The 22,156-nt window shown below is 35.7% G+C and carries 26 protein-coding genes; 10 read left to right on the top strand and 16 right to left on the bottom strand.

The genetic code is table 11. The features are described from left to right. From FUA48_RS12900 to FUA48_RS12920, 5 genes are read right to left on the bottom strand one after another with little or no spacing between them, the layout of a single operon-like run. A complete protein-coding gene (locus FUA48_RS12900) occupies nucleotides 1-663 on the bottom strand; it encodes a response regulator transcription factor (protein WP_147583907.1) in 663 nt (220 codons plus the stop codon). A 3-nt stretch (nucleotides 664-666) separates the two neighbouring features. Further along, the gene (locus tag FUA48_RS12905; RefSeq protein ID WP_147583908.1) at nucleotides 667-1,983 is read right to left on the bottom strand and encodes a DUF3570 domain-containing protein; all 1,317 of its coding nucleotides are present in this window, start codon (nucleotides 1,981-1,983) and stop codon (nucleotides 667-669) included. A 3-nt stretch (nucleotides 1,984-1,986) separates the two neighbouring features. Further along, the gene (locus tag FUA48_RS12910; protein WP_147583909.1) at nucleotides 1,987-2,196 is read right to left on the bottom strand and encodes a DUF4266 domain-containing protein; all 210 of its coding nucleotides are present in this window, start codon (nucleotides 2,194-2,196) and stop codon (nucleotides 1,987-1,989) included. Then, nucleotides 2,193-3,179, bottom strand: coding sequence for an FAD:protein FMN transferase (locus tag FUA48_RS12915; protein ID WP_147583910.1), 987 nt, complete (start codon nucleotides 3,177-3,179; stop codon nucleotides 2,193-2,195). Before FUA48_RS12915 ends, FUA48_RS12910 begins: the two co-directional genes overlap by 4 nt. A 1-nt stretch (nucleotide 3,180) precedes the next feature. Beyond that, the gene (locus tag FUA48_RS12920) at nucleotides 3,181-3,615 is read right to left on the bottom strand and encodes a thioredoxin family protein (protein WP_147583911.1); all 435 of its coding nucleotides are present in this window, start codon (nucleotides 3,613-3,615) and stop codon (nucleotides 3,181-3,183) included. A gap of 159 nt (nucleotides 3,616-3,774) precedes the next feature. Here FUA48_RS12920 and FUA48_RS12925 point away from each other — a divergent pair, with 159 nt between their 5' ends. Beyond that, nucleotides 3,775-4,311, top strand: coding sequence for a C40 family peptidase (locus tag FUA48_RS12925; protein WP_240732457.1), 537 nt, complete (start codon nucleotides 3,775-3,777; stop codon nucleotides 4,309-4,311). Here the strand turns inward: FUA48_RS12925 and FUA48_RS12930 are convergent. After that, the gene (locus FUA48_RS12930) at nucleotides 4,301-5,197 is read right to left on the bottom strand and encodes a LysR family transcriptional regulator (protein WP_147583912.1); all 897 of its coding nucleotides are present in this window, start codon (nucleotides 5,195-5,197) and stop codon (nucleotides 4,301-4,303) included. The genes FUA48_RS12925 and FUA48_RS12930 overlap by 11 nt on opposite strands. Before the next feature lie 104 nt (nucleotides 5,198-5,301). On the opposite strand from FUA48_RS12930, the gene FUA48_RS12935 reads away from it, so the two are divergent. Beyond that, nucleotides 5,302-5,892 carry an NAD(P)H-dependent oxidoreductase gene (locus FUA48_RS12935; protein ID WP_147583913.1) on the top strand — a complete coding sequence of 197 codons (591 nt, stop codon included), beginning with the start codon at nucleotides 5,302-5,304 and terminating at the stop codon, nucleotides 5,890-5,892. Between the two features lie 41 nt (nucleotides 5,893-5,933). Here the strand turns inward: FUA48_RS12935 and FUA48_RS12940 are convergent, their stop codons facing one another. Then, complete coding sequence (locus FUA48_RS12940; protein WP_147583914.1) at nucleotides 5,934-7,514, bottom strand: L,D-transpeptidase family protein; 1,581 nt, start codon at nucleotides 7,512-7,514, stop codon at nucleotides 5,934-5,936. Nucleotides 7,515-7,723: 209 nt separating this feature from the next. Here FUA48_RS12940 and FUA48_RS12945 point away from each other — a divergent pair, with 209 nt between their 5' ends. From FUA48_RS12945 to FUA48_RS12955, 3 genes are all read left to right on the top strand, one after another. Further along, on the top strand, nucleotides 7,724-7,978 hold the full coding sequence (locus tag FUA48_RS12945) for a hypothetical protein (protein ID WP_129751449.1): 255 nt from the start codon (nucleotides 7,724-7,726) through the stop codon (nucleotides 7,976-7,978). A 169-nt stretch (nucleotides 7,979-8,147) separates the two neighbouring features. Next, entirely contained in the window at nucleotides 8,148-8,486 is a 339-nt protein-coding gene (locus tag FUA48_RS12950) for a helix-turn-helix domain-containing protein (protein WP_147583915.1), read from the top strand. Between the two features lie 20 nt (nucleotides 8,487-8,506). After that, the gene (locus tag FUA48_RS12955) at nucleotides 8,507-8,779 is read left to right on the top strand and encodes a hypothetical protein (protein WP_147583916.1); all 273 of its coding nucleotides are present in this window, start codon (nucleotides 8,507-8,509) and stop codon (nucleotides 8,777-8,779) included. A 470-nt stretch (nucleotides 8,780-9,249) separates the two neighbouring features. On the opposite strand, the gene FUA48_RS12960 is transcribed toward FUA48_RS12955, so the two are convergent. From FUA48_RS12960 to FUA48_RS12975, 4 genes are all read right to left on the bottom strand, one after another. Continuing rightward, the gene (locus FUA48_RS12960) at nucleotides 9,250-10,263 is read right to left on the bottom strand and encodes a M28 family metallopeptidase (protein ID WP_147583917.1); all 1,014 of its coding nucleotides are present in this window, start codon (nucleotides 10,261-10,263) and stop codon (nucleotides 9,250-9,252) included. A gap of 38 nt (nucleotides 10,264-10,301) precedes the next feature. Further along, nucleotides 10,302-11,315, bottom strand: a complete 1,014-nt coding sequence (locus tag FUA48_RS12965) for a DUF3667 domain-containing protein (RefSeq protein WP_147583918.1) — start codon at nucleotides 11,313-11,315, stop codon at nucleotides 10,302-10,304. A gap of 158 nt (nucleotides 11,316-11,473) precedes the next feature. After that, nucleotides 11,474-12,241: a dienelactone hydrolase family protein gene (locus tag FUA48_RS12970; RefSeq protein WP_147583919.1), complete on the bottom strand. Its 768-nt coding sequence runs from the start codon at nucleotides 12,239-12,241 to the stop codon at nucleotides 11,474-11,476. Nucleotides 12,242-12,339: 98 nt separating this feature from the next. Further along, a complete protein-coding gene (locus FUA48_RS12975; protein ID WP_147583920.1) occupies nucleotides 12,340-12,888 on the bottom strand; it encodes a type 1 glutamine amidotransferase domain-containing protein in 549 nt (182 codons plus the stop codon). 157 nt (nucleotides 12,889-13,045) lie between these two features. Here FUA48_RS12975 and FUA48_RS12980 point away from each other — a divergent pair, with 157 nt between their 5' ends. Then, nucleotides 13,046-13,738 carry a DUF421 domain-containing protein gene (locus FUA48_RS12980; protein WP_147583921.1) on the top strand — a complete coding sequence of 231 codons (693 nt, stop codon included), beginning with the start codon at nucleotides 13,046-13,048 and terminating at the stop codon, nucleotides 13,736-13,738. A gap of 48 nt (nucleotides 13,739-13,786) precedes the next feature. On the opposite strand, the gene FUA48_RS12985 is transcribed toward FUA48_RS12980, so the two are convergent. After that, complete coding sequence (locus tag FUA48_RS12985; RefSeq protein WP_147583922.1) at nucleotides 13,787-15,010, bottom strand: DUF3300 domain-containing protein; 1,224 nt, start codon at nucleotides 15,008-15,010, stop codon at nucleotides 13,787-13,789. 146 nt (nucleotides 15,011-15,156) lie between these two features. On the opposite strand from FUA48_RS12985, the gene FUA48_RS12990 reads away from it, so the two are divergent. The 3 genes from FUA48_RS12990 (at nucleotide 15,157) to FUA48_RS13000 (ending at nucleotide 16,635) form a co-directional block, all read left to right on the top strand. Then, on the top strand, nucleotides 15,157-15,651 hold the full coding sequence (locus FUA48_RS12990) for a GNAT family N-acetyltransferase (RefSeq protein WP_147583923.1): 495 nt from the start codon (nucleotides 15,157-15,159) through the stop codon (nucleotides 15,649-15,651). A 93-nt stretch (nucleotides 15,652-15,744) separates the two neighbouring features. Next, nucleotides 15,745-16,113: a SpoIIAA family protein gene (locus FUA48_RS12995; protein ID WP_147583924.1), complete on the top strand. Its 369-nt coding sequence runs from the start codon at nucleotides 15,745-15,747 to the stop codon at nucleotides 16,111-16,113. 12 nt (nucleotides 16,114-16,125) lie between these two features. Then, on the top strand, nucleotides 16,126-16,635 hold the full coding sequence (locus tag FUA48_RS13000; RefSeq protein ID WP_147583925.1) for a pyridoxamine 5'-phosphate oxidase family protein: 510 nt from the start codon (nucleotides 16,126-16,128) through the stop codon (nucleotides 16,633-16,635). A gap of 62 nt (nucleotides 16,636-16,697) precedes the next feature. Here FUA48_RS13000 and FUA48_RS13005 read toward each other — a convergent pair whose 3' ends face one another. Then, nucleotides 16,698-17,669, bottom strand: coding sequence for a YihY/virulence factor BrkB family protein (locus tag FUA48_RS13005; protein ID WP_147583926.1), 972 nt, complete (start codon nucleotides 17,667-17,669; stop codon nucleotides 16,698-16,700). A gap of 261 nt (nucleotides 17,670-17,930) precedes the next feature. Between FUA48_RS13005 and FUA48_RS13010 the strand changes: the two genes are divergently transcribed. Further along, entirely contained in the window at nucleotides 17,931-19,202 is a 1,272-nt protein-coding gene (locus FUA48_RS13010) for an NAD(P)/FAD-dependent oxidoreductase (RefSeq protein WP_147583927.1), read from the top strand. A 43-nt stretch (nucleotides 19,203-19,245) separates the two neighbouring features. Here the strand turns inward: FUA48_RS13010 and FUA48_RS13015 are convergent, their stop codons facing one another. From FUA48_RS13015 to FUA48_RS13025, 3 genes are all read right to left on the bottom strand, one after another. Then, entirely contained in the window at nucleotides 19,246-20,997 is a 1,752-nt protein-coding gene (locus FUA48_RS13015) for a serine hydrolase (RefSeq protein WP_147583928.1), read from the bottom strand. 170 nt (nucleotides 20,998-21,167) lie between these two features. Further along, complete coding sequence (locus FUA48_RS13020; protein WP_147583929.1) at nucleotides 21,168-21,650, bottom strand: hypothetical protein; 483 nt, start codon at nucleotides 21,648-21,650, stop codon at nucleotides 21,168-21,170. Between the two features lie 17 nt (nucleotides 21,651-21,667). Next, nucleotides 21,668-22,138: a hypothetical protein gene (locus tag FUA48_RS13025; RefSeq protein ID WP_147583930.1), complete on the bottom strand. Its 471-nt coding sequence runs from the start codon at nucleotides 22,136-22,138 to the stop codon at nucleotides 21,668-21,670. Nucleotides 22,139-22,156 lie beyond the last annotated feature (18 nt).

Here is a 22,156-nt window from a genome sequence, read left to right on the forward strand (position 1 = left end):
TTAATCTTCTGCAATATAGCCTATTCCGCGTACCGTTTTTATAAAGTCGTCCTCTTTTTTAAGATTCAGCTTTTTACGAATAGCATTTATAAAAACATCTATTACACCGGTATCATATTCAAAATGAATGTCCCACACATCCTGAATAATATCCTGACGGCTGCATACATTGCCTTTGTTCTTAATAAGATAGGCCAATAGGTCGTATTCCCTTTGGGTTAGGGCAACCTCTTCGTTGTTATGCCAAACCTGATGTTTGTTTTGTATAATACGGGTATTGCGTATGCTTAGTTCGTTATTGCCTTCGTTGTAACGGAAATGTATTTTAATGCGTTCTACCAGTTCCTGAAAACTGAAGGGTTTTTTAATATAATCGTTAGCGCCTGCCTTTAGCCCTTCAATGGTTTCCTGTACGGTATCTTTTGCCGTTAGGAATATAATAGGGGTTCTGGTATCGGTGGCCCTTATGGCACGGCATACTTCTATACCTGTATAGCCGGGCATCATCCAGTCTAGCAATATAAGGTCGGGTTTTTGTTTAGAAGCCATATCATAGGCTTCCTTACCGTTTGCAGCTGTTATTATATCATAGCCTTCTTCCTCAAGTCCCTGCTTAAGGAATCCGGTAATTCCCTTTTCATCTTCTGCTATAAGAATCTTCATGTTTTACTGCTGTACGAATTTGATACCGAAAGATACAATATTTGCGTCTAAACCGTCGCTGCGCGTGTAATGGTTATAGCGAAGGTCGATGTTTTTAATACCAAAGCCCCATATTCTTGCTGCGGCAAATATATCGGTATAGCTTACGCCAAAACCGTATTGTTGTGCGTTGAATGTAGAAAGGTCATAATCGCTGGTATAGTATACTTCCGTTGATAAATGTGTATTGTAAGGGGCAAAATACTTAGACCCCTGTTGTGTATAGTATCTGTACATAGGGTATACGGTAAACCTGTCGTTAAGTTTAACCGGAAGCTCTATGTTAGCCGTGTGGGATGATAATCCCCAGTCATCTGTATAATATCGATAGTAGGTGCGAACCACCAGCCACTGGTTTATATAATAGTTTAGTCGGGCACCAACAGGTATCTTAAATCGATTATCCGGTAGCCTTTCTATATCATCTGCCAAATGAAACTCATTAATAAAGGAGTCGGCAACATCAGCAAAATAAACCCTTTGGTAAGGAGTTGACAGTAATCCCTGCTGATAAAGGATATCGGCAAATAGGGAGAACTGCATTTTTTTTGTTGCTACCTGAGAGAAGCTAAAGGATAGGGAATAGGAGTTCCTGTTCTTTTTGCTGTGAGGAACAAACCTGTCCGGACTATAATCCTGATTTCCTGTTATGCCAAAGCGGTTAAATATACCGCCGTTAAGGTCGTAACCGTTATCGTAATAATCCTGAAGCTCTTTAGGGTAAATAGGCCTCCATTTATCAAGGTAGGCATTACCCGATACGGTAACCTCGGTATTTTTATTGTTAAACAGCTTAGTGTAGCCACCTCCAAAACCAATGGATGAATAGTCATACTCGGTTGAACCTGATACGTGGGCATTCCAAATGCTGTTTCTGTCGTCAGAACTATGAGAATAGCCCATTACCAGCGTAGTTAGCATATCTGAAGCGGATGCTCCCGAACTTGCCTGCCACGGGCTTGGGGTATTACTGTCGAAAGGGTTAATGTTTCCTGAAGATGCCGATGAATAGGCCGAAAGCCCTGCGTCTATGGTTAATACATCATCATCGTTTAAAGGCATTGCTACTACTATGGTAGGGGTAATATCGGTAAGTTCCTCCATTCCGTTACCACCCGCAACGGCAGAGTGAATACCATCCTGCTTGTAGTAGCTCATAAGGAAGTCAACTTCCGTGCTTTCAAGTACGCGCTTTTTGTACGTAGCGGTACTATCCTGCTCCTGAGCTACTGCCAGCAGTGAAAAAAAAATTAAAAGTACTGTAAGGTATAGTGTCTTCATAGATTAATTACAGCCACAGCCTCCTCCTGTTTTACCTCCGTTAGCGCCGGCAGCTGCTTCTCTGTATACTTGATAGTTTGTTTCAAAACGTTCGGTAGAGCGCGCAGTAAGTTTCATCTCCGGATCGTTGATGTACTGCTTTTGGTATTCCTTTACCGAATTACAGGACTGCAAAGCAACTATTGCAAATCCAAATAATAATATCTTTTTCATGGTTTGTATTTCTCTATATCTATATTATCAGAGGCATGTATATTTCCCTGATCGTCTACTATAATACATTCTATACCCTTAAGCTGGTTTATAAGGTTAAGGCCTGTGTCTACACCCATAACAAAAACCGATGTGGCAAGAGCATCGGCAATCTCAGTTGTTTTGGCAAATACCGAAACACTTACAATTCCCGTTGCAGGATAACCCGTGCGCGGATCTATTATATGTGAATAACGCTTACCGTTAAACACGACATATTTTTCATAACTGCCCGATGTTTCTATGGCACTGTCTTCCAGCGGAAACATGGCAAATACCTTGCTTTTGTTCATTGGGTTTACAATACCTACTGTCCATTTGTTTCCGTCTGGCTGCCTGCCCCAGGCGTTTATATCGCCCGATACATTTACAAGGCCCGAGGTACATCCGTTAGCATAAAGCAGTTCCTTTATCTTATCGGCTATATATCCCTGGCCAATACCGCCAAGCCCAAGCTTCATTCCTTTTTCCTTCAGATAAATAGTGTTATTCTCTTTATCCAAAATAATTTTTTGATACCCAATTCTTTCTACCGACTTTTTGATCGCTTCGGGAGAAGGCATTTCTTTCATGCTTCCGTCAAACTTCCATATTTTGTCCATAGATGCATAAGAAATGTCAAAAGCCCCATCGGTTAGCTTAGAAATCCTGATTGCTCTTTCTACAAGTGCCATCAGTTCGTCGCTAACCTTTACGGGCTTTATTCCGGCGTTATCATTAATTACCGAAATCTGCGTGGAGGGGATCCAGTCTGATATAATATTTTCAATACGTTTTACTTCTGCTACGGCAAGGTCTATATATTTATTTGCCTGCAGGGTGTCTTTTGCAACTACGGTAACCTCAAAAGGACTGCCAAGCATAGACAGTTGTCTTTTATGGGCTATCTGACCGTAACTGCTTATAAAACACAGTGTAAACAGAAGCAATAATTTGTTTTTCATGTTATTTTTCAAACGAATGCAATAATGCAATATATTCTTTAGGGCTTATATTCTTAAATCCGGTTTTGCCTAGTACTTTTCCGGTTTTGTCTATAACAACTACCAGCGGGAAGTTGCCCTCCTGATTGTATTTTTCTGCCAGCTTGTCGTTATGCTCCTGTTGTGGCTGCGGGAGCGCATTTTGTTTCTTTTTAGGAAAATCTGCTTTCAGAAGAACCCATTTTCTGGATGATTCATTCTTAAATTCATCCGATTGCCATATATTCCTGTCAAGTTTAATACATGGTGCACACCAGTCTGATCCCGAGAATACCAAAACTATGTTTTTGTTTTCTCTTTCCGCAAGGGCTTTTGCCTCATCTACATTGTATTTCCAGTCCTGGGCAAGGCAGGTTGCACTTATAAATAGTAGTAGTGATAACAGTGCTTTTTTCATAAGAATAAATTTATACAAATTAACGGATAGATTGAGCTTACAAATATGTGCAAATCATATTCTTAAGAAAATTTTAAGAAATCTAAATCACTATGAATGTTATAATAATTTTAGGATAATTAGGACTTATATTTTATAACTTACAGAAAACGAGAGCAAATGAATGTATGGATTAAAAATGTAGGGCTATTCGCATTGTTTATTATAATGTCCTGTGGCGATAAAAAAGAATCGGCAACTAATAGTGATGTTATATCAGAAAACAGGGTGGAGATGAATGTTGTTGAATCTAAATCTTCTAAGAGGGATTCTATTATTGAATTTGCAAAACAATATATGGGTACACCTTATTGTTATGCAGGAAACACACCCGAAAAAGGATTTGACTGTTCGGGGTTCGTAAATTTTGTATTTGCCAATTTCAAAATAGATTTACCCCGTAGTTCCTCTGATTTTAAGGATTTGGGTACACACCTTGAGCCTGAAGAGTTCAGGAAAGGGGATGTATTAGTGTTTTATGGATATCAGGACAGTAACTCTATTGGTCATTTAGGAATAGTATGTGAAGCAAACGGTATGGATTCTAAATTTATACATGCCTCTTCCGGATCAGAATATGCCGTTACCATTAGCGAGCTTAATTCTGATCATTATTCCAAAAGGTTTTACAAATGCATAGATGTGATTAGCCCATAACTTCCCTAAAGATTTTTTTAATACTTTCTATCTCATCGGCATAGATTGTTTTTTTTCGGGTTCCGAAATTTAAAGTATTTATTACTTTACTGTTGCCTTCCCAAAGCATCTTTACCTGCCCGTTTTCAATCTCCTTTTTACATAAAAAGTCTGGTATAACTGCCAGTCCTACACCGCTGCTAAGACACCTTACTATAGAGTTAAGGTTTGGTACAATATAATTGGGCCTGAAATCAGGATGTTTATTAAAGTTTAATTGCCAGAATCGCCTTAAATGTTCCATATCTCCGGTAGTACCATACCATTTTTCACTTTTTAACCAACTTTCGATTTCAGTTATATCATTATCTTTTAGAAGATTCTGAAATGTCTTTTCATCGGTTTGATTGCCGCCAACAAGAATTATGGTTTCAGATGAAAAAGGTTCGTATTCTATATCCTTACTTGTTACCGCCTGTGGTGTAATAATTAAATCCAGTATACCTTTCTCAAGACTGTCTACCATTTCAGGGTACTCACCAAACTTGATAATAATATTAAAAGGAAGGGTAGCAATATATGGTTCAAGTGTGGTTTGAAAAGTTTCAAAACACATACCTATACTTATGGTAGGTGTGTGCTTTTCGGTACTTCGCTGAAAGCTTTTCTCTGCTTCTTCCAGTTTACCTATAGCTTCGGTAATAAAATTGTATAATGCTTTTCCTCTTTCGGTAGGTATCATTCGGCGGCCCCGTCTTTCAAAAAGTTTATAACCTGTATAGTTCTCCAGTGAGCTTAAATGCAGGCTCACTCCGGGCTGAGATATAAAGAGCTCTTCGGCAGCGCCTGTTAACGTACCTGTTTTATATATGGTTTTAAAAGTGCGGTACCATTCTAAATTTACCATAATTTATCTATTATAATTATAATGCAAATGTATGAATTATGTTATTTTTATAATACTTATAGCCGTCATAACTTTGCAGTGTGAAATTTTATAAAGTAAAGAACATGAAGAAAATATTTGTAATAAACGGGGGGCAAAAGTTTGGACACTCAGGTGGGAAATTCAATGAAACAGTTACTAATGAAACAGTTAGTTTTTTTAATAACCACCCGGAATTTGAAATAAAGCTTACTAATATAGGGGAGGGGTATGATGCTGATGAAGAGGTAAATAAATTTACATGGGCCGATGTGATAATTTATCATACCCCTATATGGTGGTTTCAGTTACCTCATGATTTTAAAAAGTATATAGATGAGGTTTTTACAGCAGGTCATGCAAAAGGTATTTATAAAAGTGACGGACGCAGTTCTGATAATCCTGCTGTTAATTATGGTACAGGAGGGATGCTTCACGGAAGAAAATACATGCTTACCACATCATGGAATGCCCCTAAGGAAGCTTTTACCTTACCGGGAGAATTCTTTATGGAGAAAACTGTAGATGAAGGCCCGTTGTTTGGTTTTCACAGGATGAATGCTTTTACAGGTATGGAGCCGTTAAAAAGTATTCATTTTCATGATATTGAAAAGAATGCCAACGTTCAAAAGGATATGGAGGAATACCATAATCACCTGCAGGAAGTGTTTAACTAAATAATATTAAAAAAGCCCCTTGATTAAGGGGCTTTTAATTTTTACATATATAGCATACTTGATAGTCGGTCATCACGATCGTATACATCATCAAAGAATACCACATTACCGTTTTTATCTGCCCATGCAGTAAAGTAGGTTAGGTATACCGGAATCTTCTTTTTTAACGTATAGCTGTTTTCTGTGCTTTTATGCATGGCTGCATCAACCTGTTTTTCTGTCCAGCCACCATCTTTTCCTGTTATGGCAATAGCAAGCTCCCGAGCTTTTTGTACCCTTACGCAACCATGGCTAAAGGCCCTGTCCTCTTTATTGAAAAGGCTTTTTGCAGGTGTATCATGCAGGTATATGTTGTTTGAGTTAGGGAACATAAATTTTACAAGCCCAAGTGAATTGTTCTTACCCGGTTTTTGCCTTACGCTCTTACCGTTCCACTCCATATTATGTTGTGCAAGGTAGTTAGGGTTTTTGGCAATAGCAGGTTCAATCTCATTTTTAAGGATACTTTGCGGCACATTCCAGTAAGGGCTAAATACTATATAACTCATTTCTCCGCTAAAAATAACAGTTTTATGAAGTGCTTTCCCCACTACAACTTTTGATACCAATACAGTATCTTTATCCCTGAAATAGAATAATCTGTACGACGGGATGTTTACGGCTATATATTCTTTTTCACTATTGATAGCTGCCGGTACCCATCTGCAACGCTCCATATTAACCGTTATAGTTTTAATACGCTCTTCAACAGGAATGTTAAGTTCGTTTACTATAGAGCTGGTAATAGTACTGTCAGGATCCCTGTGATGCACACTTTCATAAGTATTTATAGCCTTAAGCAGTTCGTTGTCAAAAACAGTGCTTTTAGAGTCGTTACTCATATATCCTTCTATAAACAGCCTGTTTCTAACCTGTGCTACGGCTTGTGCAGAGTCTCCAACCTTAATTGATTTTACACCTTGATCAAGAGTGATTTTGCCCCAACCACCTTTTTTCTGAATAATCCTGTATTTTTCAAGACCTTTACGAAGATTATAGTATTGTGTAAATACTTCTTCCTTGTCCTTTTTAATAAGTTCAGGTTTTTTCATAAGTGTGTCCAGGTAACTCACATAGTCTACCCTGTCACGAGGCAGGTACCATCCTGTTTCTTTACTTTGTTCAGGATCAAGTCCCTGAAGTACATTTTTTGCATAGTAAAAATACATTGAACTTACCAAAAGTTCCGATTCTATATCGGGCTCATTATTTCCTTTATAAAACAACTGATCCAGAGTATCCTTATAAGGTATATTTTTCTTTACACCTTCTTCCTCAAGATTAGAAGAAAGATGATGCAGTACATCGGCAAACTCTATAAGTCCTTTTTTGTCGTGCCAAATATAATGGTCGTGTTTTTGGTAAAGTTTTCTTACTTCTCCTTCAAAGTCTTTAAACTTGGGGTACTTAGCAAAAAAGGCATCAAAATTTGTAGTGTCTATAGGTATTATATTATCATGGTCATGCACATCTGCACGTGCAATTTCATCCATTTCTTTTTGTTCTTCGGTTTTCTTTTTACATGATATTACTGACGCTATGCAGGTTATCATTAAAAGGGCAGATATTAAATGCTTCTTCATATATTTAAAACTTTTTTTCTAAAATTACACAAAAAAACATCTTCATAATTTGTTTTAATAGAAATCTAATTTATATTTAACTAAAGTTTATTAATTTTCGGATTTTTGATTTTCTTTAATCTTAAAATTTTAAACAATTAATAAAATTTTAGCATACTTTTGTTTCAGGTGTACTTACATTTGTGATATATAGCATTAATTGCATGATTATGTCAGAATATGTAAGTTTAGGAAAAAGAGTAAGTGTTTCTGCAATAAGGGATTATCTGTTTGCAAAGAAAATTGACAAGGGTGATTCTCTCATATTGAATATTGCAGATTATGAGCACGTTTTAGAAGAAATAAAGAAATCAGGAGAACCTGTTGATATTCCGCTAAATATTTTTGGCGTACTTATTGTTAAGGATAGAAACGGGGATGTACCTATTGGAAAAGTACAGATTGTTGAAGATGACAAAATGTAGAGGTTACAATCTCCATTTTATTACAGAAAAAAGCTTCGTAGTAGTGCCCGAAGCTTTTTTTATTTCCTTTAAAAAATTGATTATCTTTATATTACAGATTTTTTCCCATCGTATTTTTAAAAATTAAATTACTGATAACGTGGATTATATTGGTTCTAATATTAAATATTTGTGTGATAAATTTAATATGTCTCAGGATGATTTTGGGGCCGAATTCGGACTTAAAAAAAGTGTAGTGGGAACATATATAAGAGGGATTTCACATCCTAAAATTGAAATTCTTCAAAATATATGTGATAAATATAGCCTTACTCTGGATGAATTTATAAATGAAGATCTTACAACTAAACAAACCACACATATATCTGCTTCGGGAACAAACGGTACTGTAGATGAGGCCGATTTATATAAGGCAGAGAACAGGGCGTTACAAAAAACCATAGAGGCACAATGGCAAACGATAGAAGCGATGAAAATTACGATAGATACTTTACTTAATAAGCAATAAACGGTTATAAATTAAACAGTATGAAAGAGAATTTTAAAGTTATACTAAACGCTTTTGAGGAAGCCGGTATAGAAATGGGAACTGTTCAGTTTAATATTACCGAATATTCCTTAAAAACCAGACTTAGCTTTAAGTTTGAAAATTTTTCGGAGTTTTTGGAGTTTCTTCAGTTAAATGAGCATAATGATGCAGATAAAACAGCAGACATTCATAATGTGATAGTAGAACAGGGAATAAACCCGGAAAGTTTTTTTTACGTAAACTTTTTTAAACCAAAAGTAACCGAATTGTAAGGGGTATTAACGTATGTTAAAGTCAGAAAATTTATCAGAAAAAAAAGTTAATAGTAGATAATAATTTCTAATTTTGCCCGATATATGTATGTAATGGAGTAGGAGCAAGCTAAAGTTTGCAGGTAAAGAAAAGCATGCATTTTACCCCACCAGCTTTACACTCTTATTTAATTATTTATCGCTAAAGAAAAGAAAAATGAAGCTGTTCTCACTACTGCTGTCAATTATTGTTTTTATTATATCGTTATACTTTTTTAGTATCAAGATTAGCTATGTTAATAGCCTTAACGATGTAATTTATATTTCTCTCCTGGTTACACTTATGGCTATTTGCGTTGTAGGGGTTATTATCAATTGGGAGATATTTAAAAAGAAGGATAAAAGTAAAGTTATACTTTTTGTTAGTAATAGTTTTTCTAAAAAACATAAGAAATAAAAAACTCCGCATTTAGCGGAGTTTTTTATTTTATCTATTTACCGTCCTTGTCTACTACCGGTCTTTCATCTCTGTTTGCAAGCTCCCAGGCTGTGGCAAACACAAGCTGAGCTCTTTTTGCTAATAGGTCGTATTCTATTTTATCAGGGGTATCGGTTGGCATGTGATAATCGTCATGTACACCGTTAAAATAAAATATAATAGGAATACCTTTTTTTGCAAAGTTGTAGTGGTCTGACCTGAAATAGAACTGGTTAGGATCTTTTCTGTCATTATATTTATAGTCAAGGTTAAGATGTGTGTATTTGTTATTAGCCTCTTCGTTTATGTTATGAAGGTCTGTACTTAACCTGTCTGACCCGATAACATAAACATAGTTACCATTGTCTTTATGCTCATCGTCCCTACGACCTATCATGTCTACGTTTAGATCGGCAATTGTATTTGCGATAGGGAAGAGCGGATTTGTTGAATAATAGCGTGAACCGTGAAGCCCGTGTTCCTCTCCCGTAACATGTAGAAAAAGAATGGAACGTTTTGGTCCGTGCCCTGCTTTTTTGGCTTCCATAAAAGCTTTTGCAATTTGCAGTAAAGCTACGGTTCCGGAACCATCATCATCTGCACCATTGTAAACCTCTCCATTTTTCATACCTACGTGGTCGTAGTGAGCAGATATTACAAGAACTTCATCCGGTTTTTCTGTGCCTTCAATATAGGCCCATATATTTTCTGAATCATTTAGTTTAGGACTAAAAGCACGTTGCATAAATTCTGAAGGTACCGGCTGATACCATCCATCAGCACCTTTAGGATATGAAATACCATTTTCCTCATACTGGCTAATTAGGTATTTACCAGCTTTTTTTTGCCCTTCTTCCCCTGTATTACGGCCCTGCATCTCGTCAGATGCCACTACATAAAGATCCTTCTTTAAGTTGGCAGCCGTTATAGTATTCATATACTCAGGAACATAGTCCTTATTTTTATTATTTGTACTGCCACAGGATAATACAAGGCAGCTTAAAGAGAGCATAAAAAGCTTATTCATATAGTATTTTATTGATTTAAGACTTAAAGATAGGAATATTAATGAAGATTATAAAAGGTAAAAGTCATAAACAAAATCGTTAGCATTACTACGGCAGCAAAGTTTATTAAAATCATTGCTGTACATTTTATAAAGTTTATTATAAATTTTTCATGATACATTTTTCTATGTGCCCTATAAAAATAATACACTGTCCATACTAGGGTAAGTAATACAAATATACCTACCAATATACTGAAGAAGTTAGAGTCAATTTCAGTAAGGAAATGCCCGACAGTAACCAATATTAAAGTAGATAACAATAAGAAGGAAAAATAATTGAGAGTAAAAATGCCGTGATCAAAAAAGTACCATCTTTTTTTCCCATGAAAAACCCATAATATAAATGCAAAAATTGGCATATATACGAATATTGCTTTTGGAATGTTATGGTTAATTGATTCAATAAACTTTTCTCCTACCTGAACAGGGGTGTTATGTTCATATAACTTTAAAATTTTTTTACCTAGTTTATATTCAAAAGGACTTAATTTAAGATGCTCAGGTTTTATTGCTTCAATCGAATCCATTTCTTTTAAAGACTTATAAGTCATGGGGCTTTTTATAAGAAATTCGTCCCCACTAAATGTTATATTACCTAAAAAAACATTTTGCTCGGTATTTATTTTTTCTTCAATTGAAACATTTTTTTCTACAAGTAATTGAGGATCTGCATGATGTATTTCTTCTGAATCCTCAAATTCCGGATAAAGGTTAGGTAAAAAGAAGGTTACAAAGCTTATAAAAATGTACAACTTAACAGGTGGTACATACTTTTGTCTTTTACCTTCTAGGTATGTTTTAGTAACTCTTCCCGGTCTAAAAAGCAAGTCTCTTAGTGTACGCCAAAAAGCAGTATCATAATGGGTTAAATCTTCTGCAAAGTGCCCAACAAGTTTAGGGAAGGTCTGGCGGGTTTCAACATTTTTCTGTCCACATTGGGAGCAAAAAGCTATATCTACAGTGTAGCCGCAATTTTCGCATTCATTATCGTGACGAAGTGTACCTGACATAGTGTTAATAATTAGGTATAGTTAGCAATTAGTTGTTTGGATGTTAAAACTATGAAAAAATGTTAAATCAAATAAAAAAGCCAAACACAAAAGTTTGGCTTTACAGTTATTTTTATTGAATTTTTAATAATTTCTTTAATTATTAAAAAAGTAGAATTCTATTTAAGTACTTCCTTTAAAAACAACATAAAGTGCTGCCAGCTTCTTTTGTCTGCCTTTTCATTATATGCTGCTCCTTTAGAGTTGTCATTTCCGGCTTCTTTCTCAGTAAATGCGTGTACTGCACCACTGTAATATATCATTTGCCAGTCGGCCTTGCTGTTGTCCATTTCTTTTTGAAAAGCTTCTATTTCCTTTTCAGAAACATGAGGGTCATCAACGCCATGCAATACCAATACTTTTGTGTTTATTATATTATCAGGTCTTGAGGCATCCTTTCCTAATCCGCCATGAAAAGAGACCACACCTCTTACAGGCATTCCTGCTCTGGCTGCTTCAAGTACTCCTGTACCTCCAAAGCAATAACCTATCATAACAATGTTATCTGCTTCTGCACCGGATTTAATAAGTTGCTCCAGAGCCAGTGAAATCCTTTTTTGGTAAGCTTCATAATTATTTTTATAGTACCCTGCCTGTTTACCTGCTTCCTGAGTATTGGTAGGGTAGTTGCCTTCTCCGTAAATATCGGCTATAAAAGCATAATATCCCATATCGGCCAGTTGTTTGGCTACTTCTTTAGAGTGATTACCTATACCTTTCCAGGCAGGTAATATAAGTATGCCGGGTTTGTTGTTTTTATTTGGTTTTGCAGGCACAGCAGCAAAACCATTAAGCTTTTGGTTACCGTCATTATACGCTACAGGTTTTAATTGGGCATTGGTATATGTTGTCATACAAAGGACTATGAATAAGTAAATGGTTTTCATGGTTATTATCTTTTGAGTAAAAATAAAAAAAGAAAGCTTTCAGATGCAATATCTAAAAGCTTTCCACGAATTAAAGTATTAACCTTAATCAGGTTTCTTTAAGCTCTTTGAAGTTCGTGTTTACCTTCTTTAATTTCCTCAACCATTTTTTTATTAAAGGCAGGCAGGTCTTTAGGAGTACGGCTTGTTACAAGTCCGTTATCTACAACAACCTCTTCATCTATCCAGTTGGCACCTGCATTAACAAGATCTGTTTTTACCGATTTGAAAGAAGTTAGTTTTCTTCCGTCAACAACACCTGCTTCAATAAGCATTTGTGGTCCGTGGCAAATAGCGGCTACCGGTTTTTTCTCTTCGAAAAAGTCTTTTACAAAGTTTACTGCTTTTTCATTTCTCCTTAAAAGGTCAGGGTTAATTACACCTCCCGGAAGAACTAATGCATGATAATCTGATGACGATACTTCATCTACAGTTTTATCTACATTAAATTCTTTTCCCCAGTTACCATTGGTCCATGACTTAATTGTACCGCTTTCCGGACTAACAATTTCTGCCGTCCATCCCTGTTGTTCTAAATATTCCTTAGGCGATTGTAGTTCGCTCTCCTCAAATCCGTTAGTTGCCAGTATGGCTACTCTCTTACTCATGATTTTTATTTTTTATGGTTAGTAATTTATTTAATACCATAAAGTTAGCCTATAGAAAACAGAGGGTGTTTTAATGGTGTACTAAAGTTGTGCTAATGTTTGTTAACTGGGAAAATATTAGTAGTACTTTTAAGATAGTTACATAAATGCTATACTTATGAATGAAATTTTTGAATGGAAAAGGTTGCTTTTTAATGACCTGCCTGTTTCTTTTCTACTGGAAGTTATATTTAGAACAGTTGTAATGTTTATAATGGTTTTAATTACCTTAAAACTAACAGGGAAGAGAGGGGTAAAGCAGCTTTCTGTTTTTGAAGTGGTAATTATTATATCCTTAGGATCTGCAGCCGGCGATCCTATGTTTTATGAGGATGTAGGTATTATTCCCGCCATAACGGTTTTTGCCTGTATATTATTAATGTATAAGGTAGTAACTGTGCTTTTAGGCAAGAGCAAGAGATTTGAAATCTTTATGGAAGGTAAAGTACAATGTTTTGTGGAAGACGGACAATTTTCCATTCATAATTTTGAAAAAGAAGATTTAGCAAAAGATGAGTTTTTTGCTGAATTAAGGTTAAAATCCATAGAGCATTTAGGACAGGTTAAAAATGCCTACATAGAAACTAACGGTGCCATAAGTGTATATTTTTATGAGGATGTTGATATAAAGTATGGATTACCTATACGCCCTCAGTTGTTTAACCTTAAAAGTACTAACATTCCAAAATCAGGAATTTATGCCTGTACGTTTTGTGCCAACACACAGGAACTGGAACCTACTCATGCAAATTGTTCGGTTTGTGGGAAAGACGAATGGGTAGAAGCCATAAATACAAAAAGAGTACAATAAAAAAACACTGCCTAAGCAGTGTTTTTTTATAAAATAGAATATAATTAATTAACCTCTTGAATTTCTACCGTTTGATGACCTTGAAGGGGCAGGTGAACTGTTTCTTGAAGGTGAAGAAGATCTCATGCTTGGTGAGCTGCTTCTCGAACTTGAAGGTGTACTCCTTACAGATGGGCTACTGCTTCTTGAAGGCGACGAACTTCTTACCGAAGGACTGCTATTTCTAGAAGGTTCAGTTCTTACACTTGGAGAGCTGCTTCTTGAAGGTGTAGCATCATAAGACCTGCTGTTGTTGGTAGAAGGATTAGACCTTACTACATTACTGTTACCTCTTGATCTTACAGTTCCCTGATTATTATCTCTTGAAGAACTGCTGATAGCACTGCTTCTTGAAGGAGTTGTAGTCCTTACATTACCATTATTATCCGTTCTGGAAGAGTTAATGCTTCTGCCTCTGCTGTAATCTGCTGTAGATCGTGAAGAACTGTTATAAGAGTTTCTCGATGCTGTTGAAGATCTTTCTACTCTTACATTTTCCCTTGATTGTTCTAAAGCATACCTGTTTGTTGAATTGGTACGGGTTGCAAACGAACGGTCAGGGTGCATTCTTTCATATCCGTTAGATCTTCTTGCACTGTGCATTGATACCGCACGTGAGCTTCTTCTGGTAGTTACATAATTACATGTATTGTTTACGTTTACATATACGTGTACATGGTTTCTGTATCTGTATACCGGATAAGGAGCCCAGTAGCTATAGTAAGTAGGGTAGTAACCCCAATACCAAGGTGAGTAGTACGGGCGGTATGATATTGCCCAAAATACATCAAATATAACGGGTCTTGTAACATATACCGGTTCATATATATAGTTTGTACCGTACATATAAACGTCACCTACCACCTGTACCTGAACATCGTTTCCGCTTCTTTCAACTTCAACAGTTGCAATATCCTGATAAGTATCGGGTCCTAAAACCGATTGTAATATAATTAAGTGAGTATTGCTTTGTGTTGCCTCTATCACTCTAATATAGTCTACATAATTATCTCCGTTAAGGTCTAGGTTAGATATTTGAAGATCGGGGTCATTTAACCTTCTTTCAAAATCTTCCAAATCGCTCGATTCACCAAATATGGTGGCAACCGCCCTTAAGTCTAAGTTGTCGCTTATATCTGTATTGTTTGCACGTACAGTTGTAACGTCCTGAGCAAAAATGTTGTTTACACAAAGTAAAACAAAAAGGGCTATATGTAATAATCTCGTTTTCATAGTCTCAAAGTATTTATTTGCCCAAAAAATTAATTTCTTGTTGTTTGATTAGTAATAACCAATTACTGTGCCAATAATTTTTTATACCTTTATCACTATACTGAAAACCCTTTATTTATAAGGGGTTTAAATAACTAACAGCATATATGGAAATAATAAAAGCCGGCCTAAACGACTTTAATTTAATACACTCCCTGGCCGAAAATGTATGGCCGCAAACATATAAAAATATTCTTACTCCGCAACAAATAGAGTATATGTTTGAAATGATGTACAGTCAAAAAGCTTATAATGAGCAGATTGAAAGAAAAGGGCATCATTTTATACTCATAAAGGATGAAAGTGGGTATTTAGGCTTCGCTTCTTACGAGCTTAACTATAATAATACACCTGTTACCAAGATTCATAAAATATATGTACTTCCGCAAACTCAGGGAAAAGGAGTGGGCCGTGCCATGATTGATGAAATATCTGCAATAGCAAAGGAAAAAGGTAATGCACAGATTTCCCTTAATGTGAACCGTTTTAATAAGGCTGTAGGTTTTTATGAGAACATAGGTTTTGTAAATACAGGACAGGAAGATATAAATATTGGCAATGGTTATTTAATGGAAGATTTTATAATGGTCAAAACCCTGTAGTTTTATAATAACTTTCTATAATGTTTATGATATCAATAACATAGCTCCTGTTTTATAAGAGGTAACTTTGAGTAAAACAAAAAAAACAACGCTATGATTACTCAAATTCCAAACCTGCCATCTAATATGGTTGGTTTTCACTCATCGGGAGAGGTAACAAAAGATGATTTTGATATCGTAAAACAAAAAGTAGCTGAACTTGTAGATAAAACAGGTAAGCTAAACTACTTATTATTTCTTGATAATTCTCCAAAAGATTTTACTGCGGGTGCCTGGCTTCAGGATGCTCTTTTAGGTATTAACAATATTACCAAGTGGAACAGGGCTGCCATAGTTTCTGATTCTGAAACGGTAATTAAGTTTACTGATACTTTTAGTAAAGTGATGCCGGGTGAATACAGAGGTTTTCATAAACCTGAGTATCAAAAAGCGATTGACTGGGTATCTGAAAAAACAGCTTAAAAAAGAAATATTATGGGAAATTTTGAAAACCTTTCACAACAGGAGGCGATAGCCAAAATTAAAGAACTGGCTGAAGACATTAAGATTTGTATGTTTTGTACAGAGCTTTCGGTAAGACCAATACCAACAAGGCCTATGAGTTTACAGGAAGTAGATGATAAAGGAAATCTTTGGTTTATAAGTTCAGCTAAAAGCAATAAGAACTTTGAAATAAAACACGATAATGAGGTTCAGCTTATGTTTGCCAAAAATGCTGATGCGCATTTTCTTTCTTTATTTGGCAAGGCAGTAATATATAAGGATAAAGCTCATATTGAAGAGGTTTGGACTCCTATTGCCAAAACCTGGTTTGAAGAAGGGAAAAACGATCCGGATGTAACAATAATTAAAGTTGAGCCAACTGAAGCATATTACTGGGATACTAAAGAAGGAAAAATGATAACTATGCTTAGATGGGCTGCCGGGGCAGTAGTAGGAAAATCTATAGACGATGGTAGCCGTGAAGGCAGGCTAAACGTATAAATACACTTAATAGTTGGTTAGTTAACAAAGGCTTTTTCTTATAAGAGAAAGCCTTTACTTATTTATACATATAAATTACCACCACTTCTATAGGAATCTAATGGTAATACTTTCACATTCTTCTCGGTCTCTTTTTCCTCAACATATACAGCATATTCCGCAGGCCTTATTTTTGCGCCAATATGCTCTGCATAAGCTTTCGTAAATTCAGCGCCAATGTAAAGAATAGCTGCCGAAAAATACACCCATAAAAGTATTACTATAATAGACCCTGCAGCTCCGTAAGGTGACCCTGCAGCTGTAGTTTCTATATATAAGCCTATAAGATATCGTCCAAGCATAAATAAGCAGGCAGTAAAGAATGCTCCGGCACGCACATCCTTCCATGTTATTTTAGCATCCGGTAATACTTTAAATATTGTTCCGAATAAAACAGTTATAACACCAAAGTTTATAGCTATATCGGCAACATTAAGGAATATAACTGCTACCTGAGGGAAATAACCTTTAAGTATATCGTTTAAAGCTAATAAAACCCCGTTTATTAATAGAGACACGATAAGTAAAAATCCTAATCCTATAATGATAGACCCTGAAAGTAATCTTGTTTTTAAGAATTTTAACCACCCGCGTTTTGGCTTTGCCTTTAGGTTCCATATAATGTTTATGGAATCCTGTATTTCCCCAAATACTGTGGTTGCTCCAACAACAAGAGTAACAGCTCCTATAATCATTGAAATATTTGTTTTCCCCGATAGTTCAAGGTTCTGAATTATTTCCTGTATTTGTGAAGCGGCATTAGAGCCTATCAAACCATTTATTTCGGTAAAGACCCTTCCTTCAACGGCCTCCCTTCCAAAGAAGATTCCCGTAAGCGAAATAATCAGTAATAACAGGGGTGCCAAGGAAAAGACAGTATAATAAGATAAGGATGCGCTAAGCTTCAATCCTTTATCATTCATAAAACCTGTAAAGGTATCTTTGAGTACTTTACCGGACGATTTAATGAGTTGTCTTTTCGAATATGCTATCATAGGGATGGGATTAGAATATTAAAATTAAAAACCACCAGTATTAAATACTATAATATTAACATTACTATAAGGATATTCGTTCAATATTTTTACTTTTTAAGTGTAAATTAAAGCTTACAATTTAAAAACCCAAAGTTTTCATAAATCTTACAAATAGAGTGTATTAAGTATTGCTGCTAACTAATTATAAAGTAACTTTATAGTGTAATTAAGCTTATTATAAAGCCCTTTATTATCAAATATTTACTAAAAAATTCATCTATGAGGATTGTAATAATAGGTGGTGGTTTTGCAGGAATTAATCTTGCTAATAATCTAGCCAAAGACAACAACTTTAAAGTAACACTGGTAGATAAAAACAATTATAACTTTTTTCCTCCGCTAATATATCAGGTGGCTACTGCTTACCTTGAACCGTCCAGTATCAGTTATCCTTTCAGAAAGTTATTCAGGAAAAAGGGGAACATACAATTCCGTATGGGAGAATTCCTTTCCGTAAGTCCTTCCGAAAATAAAGTGATACTTCACAATGGAGAGTTGGAGTACGACAAACTTGTTTTTGCCACAGGGGCAGAGACTAACTATTTTGGGATGGAAAACGTAAAGAATAATGCCATCCCTATGAAAACGCTTAATGATGCCATAGAAATGCGTAATAAGCTTTTACAGCGCATGGAAAAGGCAGCAATATGCAAAAACAGCAAAGAGCGCCGAAAATATCTTACCATTGTAGTAGCAGGAGGAGGGCCTACAGGGGTAGAGGTATCGGGGATGTTTGCCGAAATGCGTAATGGTATTTTACGTAAAGAGTATCCGGAACTTTCTACAACAGTAAGTAATATATATCTTGTGGATGGCGGGCCAAGCCTGTTAGGCCCAATGAGTGAAAAATCTCAAAAGGATACGTATGATGCCTTGACCAAACTGGGGGTTATTGTTAAGCTTAACACCCGAGTTACCGATTATGTAGATGATGTGGTTCACTTTTCAAACGGAGAAACAATTACTACCAAAAACCTTATTTGGGCAGCCGGAGTATATTCAAGAGTATTTGAAGGTATACCACAGGAAAGCTACGGACGTGGCAGGCGTATGATTGTTAATGAGCATAATAAATTGCAGGGAATGGATAATATTTATGCCATAGGTGACACTTGTATTATGCATACCGACCCTAATTTCCCTGAAGGCCACCCGCAGTTGGCACAAACAGCCATACAACAGGGGGAACAGTTAGCCAAAAACTTTAAGAGAATGATTAAGGGAGAGGCCTTAAAACCGTTTAGTTATAACGATAAAGGTTCTATGGCTATTATTGGTAAAAACAAAGCTGTGGTTGATATTCCAAAACCTAAATTACACTTTAAAGGATTTATTGCCTGGTTAATGTGGTTGTTTATTCACTTAATGTCACTTATAGGCTACCGTAACAGGATTGCTACAGCATGGAACTGGATGATTGCTTACTTCTCCCAGGATCAGTCGTTGCGAATGATTATAAGACCCAATAAAAAGAAGGGAGCAATTAATTAACTATACAAATAAAAAGGGAATATCTTAACTATTCCCTTTTTTATTAGTTGTAAGGTATATACTTAAACCATTCCCATGGTATGTATTTATCGGTAATGCCGTATTCCAGCAGTTCTTTAAAAATGCTCTCTGCATTATCAGAATTACTCATAATCAACATACCTTTTCCGGATTGCGGAAAGATAATGGAGTAGTGTTGGAATCCGTCACCGTGACCTCCTTTAAAAAGACCGATTCCATAGGGCGTTTCCAGATAACCCCATCCAAGCCCGTAGCTAAGTTTTATATCATCATACTTATTGGATGTAAGTTTGGCACCTTCACCAAATTGGGTAACGGAATTTATTTTTACCTGTGGGCGAAACATTTCTGCTGTAGATTCTTTACTGATTATTTTGTTGTTGAATACTGCGGTTAAAAACTTCATATAATCACTAAAAGTGGTTTCCATTGTACTGGCTCCTCTTGGCTCATTGTCCTTATCTTTCTCATAAAGACTTTCTTCTTTATTATGTCCGTAAGCAAAATCATTTTCAAATTCAGGTTTCCATTCAAAAGCAGAATGATTCATCTCTAATGGTTTGAAAATATATTGCTGAACCAACTCTTCAAGGTTTTTACCGGTAATCTTTTCTAATACTACCTGCAGGTAAACAAAACCTTCACCACTATAAGAGTATTCTGCTCCGGGGATGCCGTGTACTTTTAGTTTCATATCAGGCTCATAAAATCTCCAGTTAGCAAAACCGGTGGTATGGGCCAGGCACATACGGGCAGTTATTTTATGATAAAGGCTGTCTGATCTTAAATCATTATAATTATCATGCCATTTAGTTTGTGGTTCGTATTCATAAATCTTTTTAGGCAGGTAAGTTTCCAGTGGAGTATCAAGGTCAATAATGCCGTCTTCAACCATTTTCAAGGTTAAGACTGCAAACACTGCTTTACTAAGTGATGCCCCATAAATATTGGTCGAATCGGTTAATATTAGTTTTTTTGATGCATCCTTATATCCGGTTACATGTTCGTATACTGTTTGATTGTTATTGAAAATTGCCACAGCCATTCCTGTTACATGAGCTTCTTTTGTAATATGGTCAATTTTGTAAGTAACAGAATCTTTTGAAATTGTACTTCCGTCTAAGCGCTCAATAGTATCGGTACTTTTAGTATTACAGCTTGTAACAAATGCCGTAAGCAGAATAAGGACAATTGCCTTAGAGGCTGTGTTTTTTTTGAAATTTAAAAACGGAATGGATAAAGGGTAATAGCATTTATCCTTTTTTAGTACGTAGATTACGTTGAATATAACTATTGCAATACATAAAGGTGTGGTAAGTATAAATATAAAGAACCCAAAACCTTCTACAGTAATTAAGGCAACAAATGATAACAGAGCATATATTAATATTGAAATCTGGAAATTGATGATTTTTATGCCATGTTCATCATAAACAGGATTGTCTTCCCTTTTATGTATCCAAAGGAAAAGAGGGACTAACACATTACATAACGGAATAACAAGTCCTAAAAGGGGAGTGGCATGCATCAGTAGCAGCCATTTCTTTTTTATGGTTTCCTCCTTAGGGTCATCTAAAGGAAGCAAATCATTAACTTCAATATCTAAGGCAGCGGCAAGCAATTTAATGGTATTAAGGTGCGGATTTACCTCTGCGCTCTCTATACGTTGTATGGTACGCACGGTAACATTTGTTCTTAGGGATAGTTCTTCCTGAGACAATCCTTTGATTTTTCTCTGGTACTTTAATCTTTCGGCAATTGATTGATTCTTCATGATTTTTGTTTTTAATTATGAAGCAAAAGTATCCTATCCGCCTCGCCTTTACCCCGACATTTAGATGTCATGTATCTGTCATTCCTTTATAAATAAAGGGTTTATAGCTGATTGATACAATTCATAGGTACGAATAATTATACGATCAAATAAAAAAAGTGACTATATAATTATAGCCACCTTTTTTCGTTTTCTGTTGCGTCAAGTATATCGATGTCCAAAGCAAGTTTAAAGTGTTCTGCCACTTTAAAAGCATCTTCCTTATTATCTGTCTTGTAAAAAGTAATATGCTTATTTCTGTTATAAAATAAATTAAGCAGTATTATTTCTGATGATGAGGTAGCTTCAGCCGTTACTACACGTACTGTCTGATTTTCCTTTGTCCTGAAAACAGACACATATTCAAATTCGGGAAGAGGTTTCCAGTTACCTATAGTTATTCCGAAAACAGACTTAATTGTTCTGTACTGTTTTGCAGAAAGGTTTATTTCAGAACCATATTTTGTATTTAGTCCTATACCTAATGCTATTAAAACCACTCCTATAACGATACCGCCCGAAGCTAATTGTACAAGTCCTAAAAGCATTAATGCATATGCGAAAACAGTTTTTGCTATAGGTGCCTTTTTAGTGTAGGTAATAATGTTATCCATTTATATTTGTTTATATTTTATGCATATCCGTTAACCTCAAGATCAAACAATTCTCCTGTATCAAGGTTATATTTTACATTCCAGTAAAAGCTTCCCCCGTCCAACACACTAATCCTGCCATTGAGCCAGTATTTTTTATCAGACTGGTCTGCATTTTTCCAAAAGCAATTAATAAGCAGTATATGTTGCCCCTTTTCATTTATATAACCAAAATACTGTCTAAGATATTTATTCAGGTTTTTATGAATAACCGGTGAAGAAGACTGATTGGTTAGCAGATAATTTAATTTTTCCAGTTTGGTTTTCAATACTTTTTCGGCTGTTATAACCTGTTCATGAGAAGGGGTAAACCTGTTTGGTGGTAACAGGTCTTCATACTCTGCAGGGAAGATAGCCACATTAAAATCGGAAGTTTTAAAGTGTTCTGCTTCCTGAGAGGAAGAAATAAATGAAATTAAGCAGACTAAGACTTTAAGGAGCTTTTTCATGATTAGGCATTGGTTTAC

The sequence above is a fragment of the Flavobacterium alkalisoli genome, from assembly GCF_008000935.1.
GTDB classification, from domain to species: Bacteria; Bacteroidota; Bacteroidia; order Flavobacteriales; family Flavobacteriaceae; genus Flavobacterium; species Flavobacterium alkalisoli.